Raw genomic sequence first — 4,535 nt, 5'->3', positions numbered from 1 at the left:
AGCGTGGAGAAGCCCTACAGGAGTTTAAATGGTTATGAACAGTTCGTCGAACCGACCTCTGGCTGTCGTGACAGGTGCCTCCAAGGGCATCGGTTACGAGCTTGCCAAACAGTTCGCCCAAAACGGCTTTGATCTCCTTGTCACAGCCACCGGATCGAGTATCGATGAAGCCGCTCAAACCTTTGAGGGACTGGGTGCCAAGGTCGAGACGGTACAGGCCGATCTTGCTACTTATGACGGTGTTGAGACACTCTACAACCAAATTAAGGCGACTGGCAGATCGGTAGAGGCGATCGCGATAAATGCAGGGGTCGGTGTCGGTGGTGATTTCGCCCGCGAGACTGACCTGAAGGACGAGCTGAATCTCATCAACCTGAACGTCGTTTCATCTGTGCATCTCGCCAAACGGGTAGTGAAAGATATGGTCGAGCGCGGCAAGGGTCGAATCCTCTTCACTTCGTCAATTGCTGCCATCATGCCAGGGCCATTTGAAGCAGTCTACGCGGCTTCCAAAGCATTTGTACACTCCTTCTCGGAAGCGTTACGCAACGAGTTAAAGGATACAGGCGTCACCGTTACCTCACTCATGCCTGGGCCAACCGATACCAATTTCTTCCATCGTGCGGGAATGGACGACACCACGGTGGGTACAAAACAGAACGATGACCCGGCTGAAGTCGCCAAACAGGGTTTCGATGCCTTAATGGCAGGCAAGGATCACATCATCGCTGGTTCGCTCCTGACGAAGATTCAGGGCAATGTAAGCAAGGTTTTGCCTGATCCGGTCAAGGCTGAACTGCATCGTCAGATGACTGAGTCTGAGTCGGCTAACAAGTAACGCACACAGTGCCTTCCCGATCATCTGTTGTATATAAAGGCGTTTTGGCAGGCATTCTCATACCGACCGGAGCAAATGCAAGCGTCGAATGAGGTGCAGACATCAATACCCGTAGGCAAAAAGTAGTTTAAAGCAGAACACTTATGCACATTCATCATCTCAATTGTGGCTGTATGTGTCCGGTCGGTGGGGCGCTCTTCGATGGCTTCAGTCGCGGTCTAACGGCTCGCCTCGTCTGTCACTGTCTGCTCGTGGAGACGAACCAGGGACTCGTTCTAATCGATACTGGCTTTGGTCTGCGCGATGTTAAGTCACCTTACGAGCGACTCAGCCCGTTTTTTATTCATTTCAACGGTATCCAGTTCGATCGCAAGTACACGGCGATCGCTCAGGTCGAGCAACTAGGATTTTCCGCACGGGACGTGCGCCATATCGTGCTTACCCACCTCGATTTCGATCATGCTGGTGGGCTGGAAGATTTCCCTGAAGCAACCGTACACGTAATGCAGACTGAAATTGACGCAGCGCGGGATCGACACGGCTTCATTACCAAAGGGCGCTATCGTCCAGAGCAGTGGGACGAGGTAAAACGCTGGAAGTTCTATTCGCCAGGGGGCGAACCCTGGTTCGGCTTCCAGGCAGTCCGCGATCTTGAGGGACTACCGCCAGAGATTCTCCTCATCCCGCTTGCGGGTCACACGCGGGGTCATGCTGGTATTGCCATCCAGACAGCAGAGGGTTGGCTGCTGAATGCAGGCGATGCCTACTTTTATCGACACGAAATGGACTCCTCCGAGCCACGCTGCACGCCGGGAATGCGGTTCTACCAATGGATGATGGAGGTGGATCGTGAGGCGAGGCTCCACAATCAAGATCGGCTGCGTGCGTTATCGCGCGATCGCAGTAACGACGTGCGCCTCTTTTGCAGTCACGATGCGATCGAGTTCAAAGCCTTCGCCGACCAGTCCAGCGACCCTCAGAACTTGAAAATTCATCATTCCTAAAGTTTGCGTCAGTCAGATTGATTCAGGAGTCAGAGGTAGAGCGATCGCGCTGAACAGCAGGAGGCTATGCTCAGTGAGTCCCCGATCTGATGTTTGAGGTCAAGTCCAAAACTGACTTCTTATTTAAGTTGCGTCAGAAGACTCAGGAATTTTTAGCTCTATGAACACAGGTTAGGGTTTTAGTTGACTTGCGATTAGTTTATATGAAGATAAGAAAATGTTAGGCTTCCTATCAAAAAAGGGTTAGCGATTGAAAAGCCAATCGAGTAACTCTTTGTCGAATAGCTCTGGCTCTTCAAAGTGAGGCGCATGGCTGCTCTTCTCAAATATGCGGATAGTAAGATTACTAAACTTGTCTCTTACTCCTTCCCACATATAGGGTGGTGGAACGAGGTAATCGTAGCGACCAAGTGCAAGCAATACAGGTGCTTGCAACTTATCTAAGTTCTCAGTAATATCTATATCCCGAAAAACCTCGCCCCAGACATAATCAAACATAGCCATATTGACTTCTATACCTTCCCAAAGTTTTGTCGCGTCATAGTTGTAGTCAAACCAACTTTTGGGTCCCATGAGAAGGCAATAGGTAATAAAAGCTTTCTCAGGCGCAGCAGATATTTCTTGAGGCAACCTAGTCAGGTTTTTAGCAAGAGCTGCTTTACGCTCAGGACAAACAGAATCATTCAGATATCGTTCCGCAACCAGATGCCCTTCACGCGAGTAATTTGGCCCTACACACATCATTACCACATGAGACACATTGGCAGGATATTTCTTGGCATACTCCAGCGCCATAAATCCATGACCTGAATGACCAATAACAATAATCTTGCCAAACCCTAGCTCTTTCCTAACCAGTTCAATATCATCAACCAGTGAGTCTAACTGGAACAAAGAGGTGTCTTTACAATTATAAGGAGGTGAGAAACCTCGATGATCGATAAAGACCAACTGTAGACTGCTACGAAGATTGTTAGAAAACGTTCTAGAGTAATACAGTGAACTTCCAACCACGATGGTAGGAGTACCGTCACCCTCAACAATATACTGAAGCTTAAAACCGCTTGAATACACATGGCCTGTTAAAGACATATTCTTACTTCTCCACATTTCATCCGCTTAATCATAAATACAGAGACGACCGCCATACAGTCTAGGATTTACTATGATTCGTTCAAGTAGTTTCGACATTTTAAGTAATCGCTTAATTAAATGTTAATACTAGGATAAAGTACGCTTTTGCAGCGTACTGGGTTCAGGAATAGATTGACATAGACGCAAGACATACATCCTCGTACAGTTGCGATCGCGTCTTCACAGCACCATCCAATCGTTTAGCAAATTTGAAGCCGTTAGCACCAGAAGTCTTAGCTATTTTAGCTACAGTAGCAAAAGGACAAGCTACGGTAGTCAGTGCGTAAAAATAGAGGTCAGCAATGTCCAATTACTACCATTGAACGATCGTGCTGTATCGACTCATAAATCCTCGTCCTTCCTTAGTGGAATTTTAGGAGAGGCGAGTTGGATTTGTGTCATAGACACGCAGACAGACTTGTAGGGAATTTTTACTACCCGATCCTACAAAGTGCCTGACTCTAGTTGCTCCAAGTATATGAAATCAGGAGCCTTTACTCCGGCTTCAGCTCTGATTCTAATGAGTTTAGGAGATTCAAAAAAACGCTTGGCATCGTCTATCGATGTCCACAATGAGAAATGCACCACTTTGTTGGGATCGCTTTCATACTTTAAGACCTGATACGACCTCTCTCCAGCTTCCCTTCTTATGTCGGATGCATTGTCAAAAACCTTCTTCCACGACTCGTAGTCTTCAACTTCATGGATAATTAACACGTATTGCATAATTCATCTAGCTAGTAGTGTTTCTTTATTAACCTAATCGATGCTTGGGACATTGGTGTTGGTAGTAGTGGATCGCGAGGCGAGGCTCCACAATCAAGATCGGCTACGTGCATTATCGCGCGATCGCAGTAACGACGTGCGCCTCTTTTGCAGTCACGATGCGATCGAGTTCAAAGCCTTCACCGACCAGTCCAGCGACACTCAGAACTTGAAAATTCATCATTCCTGAACTCTGCGTCAGTCAGATTGATTCAGGAACCAGAGCTAAGGCGATCGCGGCAAGCAACAGGAGACTATGCTCAATACTAGCCCCTTAGACTTTACATAACTAACCGACGATTGCCATACCATTGACTCAAATCATGCTCAATTCCTTCAAGGATTGCGATCGCATCCATCATTGATTTTGCATCAACTGCTAACAAAGCAAACACTGACTCAACCCGTTGTTGATAGTTCTGTGGGCAGAGGGCAAAGCTGTTGGCAACTGCTACCGCACCTTTCTCATTCAATAGGTATTCTTCATTGAGTGCAAATAATACCTGATTCATACAAGCTACGCTACGGAAACAGCAACCTGCTGCATAGGCAACATCACCGCGTGCAATTGCCTTTTGTGCAATGAACAGTGAGAAACTAATTTCCCAGGCAAAAGTATCAATAGTTGCTTGTTTAAGCTGAATAGGATAAGGGGTTGTCTTTGCCTTTAAAGCATCTAAAACGTTATACGGATCGTGAAGTGGCAGACAAATTGCAACTTCACCCATATAAATAGAGGATACAAAGCCGTGTGGATGCCCTGGTTGGTAATCAATAGTAATTTTCCCAGCATG

Annotated in this window: 4 protein-coding genes and 1 pseudogene; 2 read left to right on the top strand and 3 right to left on the bottom strand. The window is 47.1% G+C overall.

What is annotated here, in order from left to right:
• Positions 1-34: 34 nt before the first annotated feature.
• Both H6F50_RS07135 and H6F50_RS07130 read left to right on the top strand, forming a co-directional pair.
• Positions 35-838 carry an SDR family NAD(P)-dependent oxidoreductase gene (locus H6F50_RS07135; RefSeq protein ID WP_190427922.1) on the top strand — a complete coding sequence of 268 codons (804 nt, stop codon included), beginning with the start codon at positions 35-37 and terminating at the stop codon, positions 836-838.
• Positions 839-981: 143 nt separating this feature from the next.
• Positions 982-1,842: an MBL fold metallo-hydrolase gene (locus H6F50_RS07130; protein ID WP_190427920.1), complete on the top strand. Its 861-nt coding sequence runs from the start codon at positions 982-984 to the stop codon at positions 1,840-1,842.
• A 243-nt stretch (positions 1,843-2,085) separates the two neighbouring features.
• On the opposite strand, the gene H6F50_RS07125 is transcribed toward H6F50_RS07130, so the two are convergent.
• The 3 genes and pseudogenes from H6F50_RS07125 to H6F50_RS07115 all read right to left on the bottom strand — a co-directional run.
• Positions 2,086-2,934 carry an alpha/beta hydrolase gene (locus H6F50_RS07125; RefSeq protein WP_190427918.1) on the bottom strand — a complete coding sequence of 283 codons (849 nt, stop codon included), beginning with the start codon at positions 2,932-2,934 and terminating at the stop codon, positions 2,086-2,088.
• 486 nt (positions 2,935-3,420) lie between these two features.
• Complete coding sequence (locus H6F50_RS07120) at positions 3,421-3,702, bottom strand: antibiotic biosynthesis monooxygenase (RefSeq protein ID WP_190412920.1); 282 nt, start codon at positions 3,700-3,702, stop codon at positions 3,421-3,423.
• Positions 3,703-4,022: 320 nt separating this feature from the next.
• Positions 4,023-4,535 (bottom strand): annotated as a pseudogene (locus tag H6F50_RS07115) (DUF4037 domain-containing protein); the annotation flags it as partial.

The sequence above is a fragment of the Coleofasciculus sp. FACHB-712 genome (assembly GCF_014695635.1).
Taxonomy (GTDB): Bacteria; Cyanobacteriota; Cyanobacteriia; order Cyanobacteriales; family FACHB-T130; genus FACHB-T130.
This window is presented reverse-complemented; position numbering and strand designations above follow the sequence as displayed.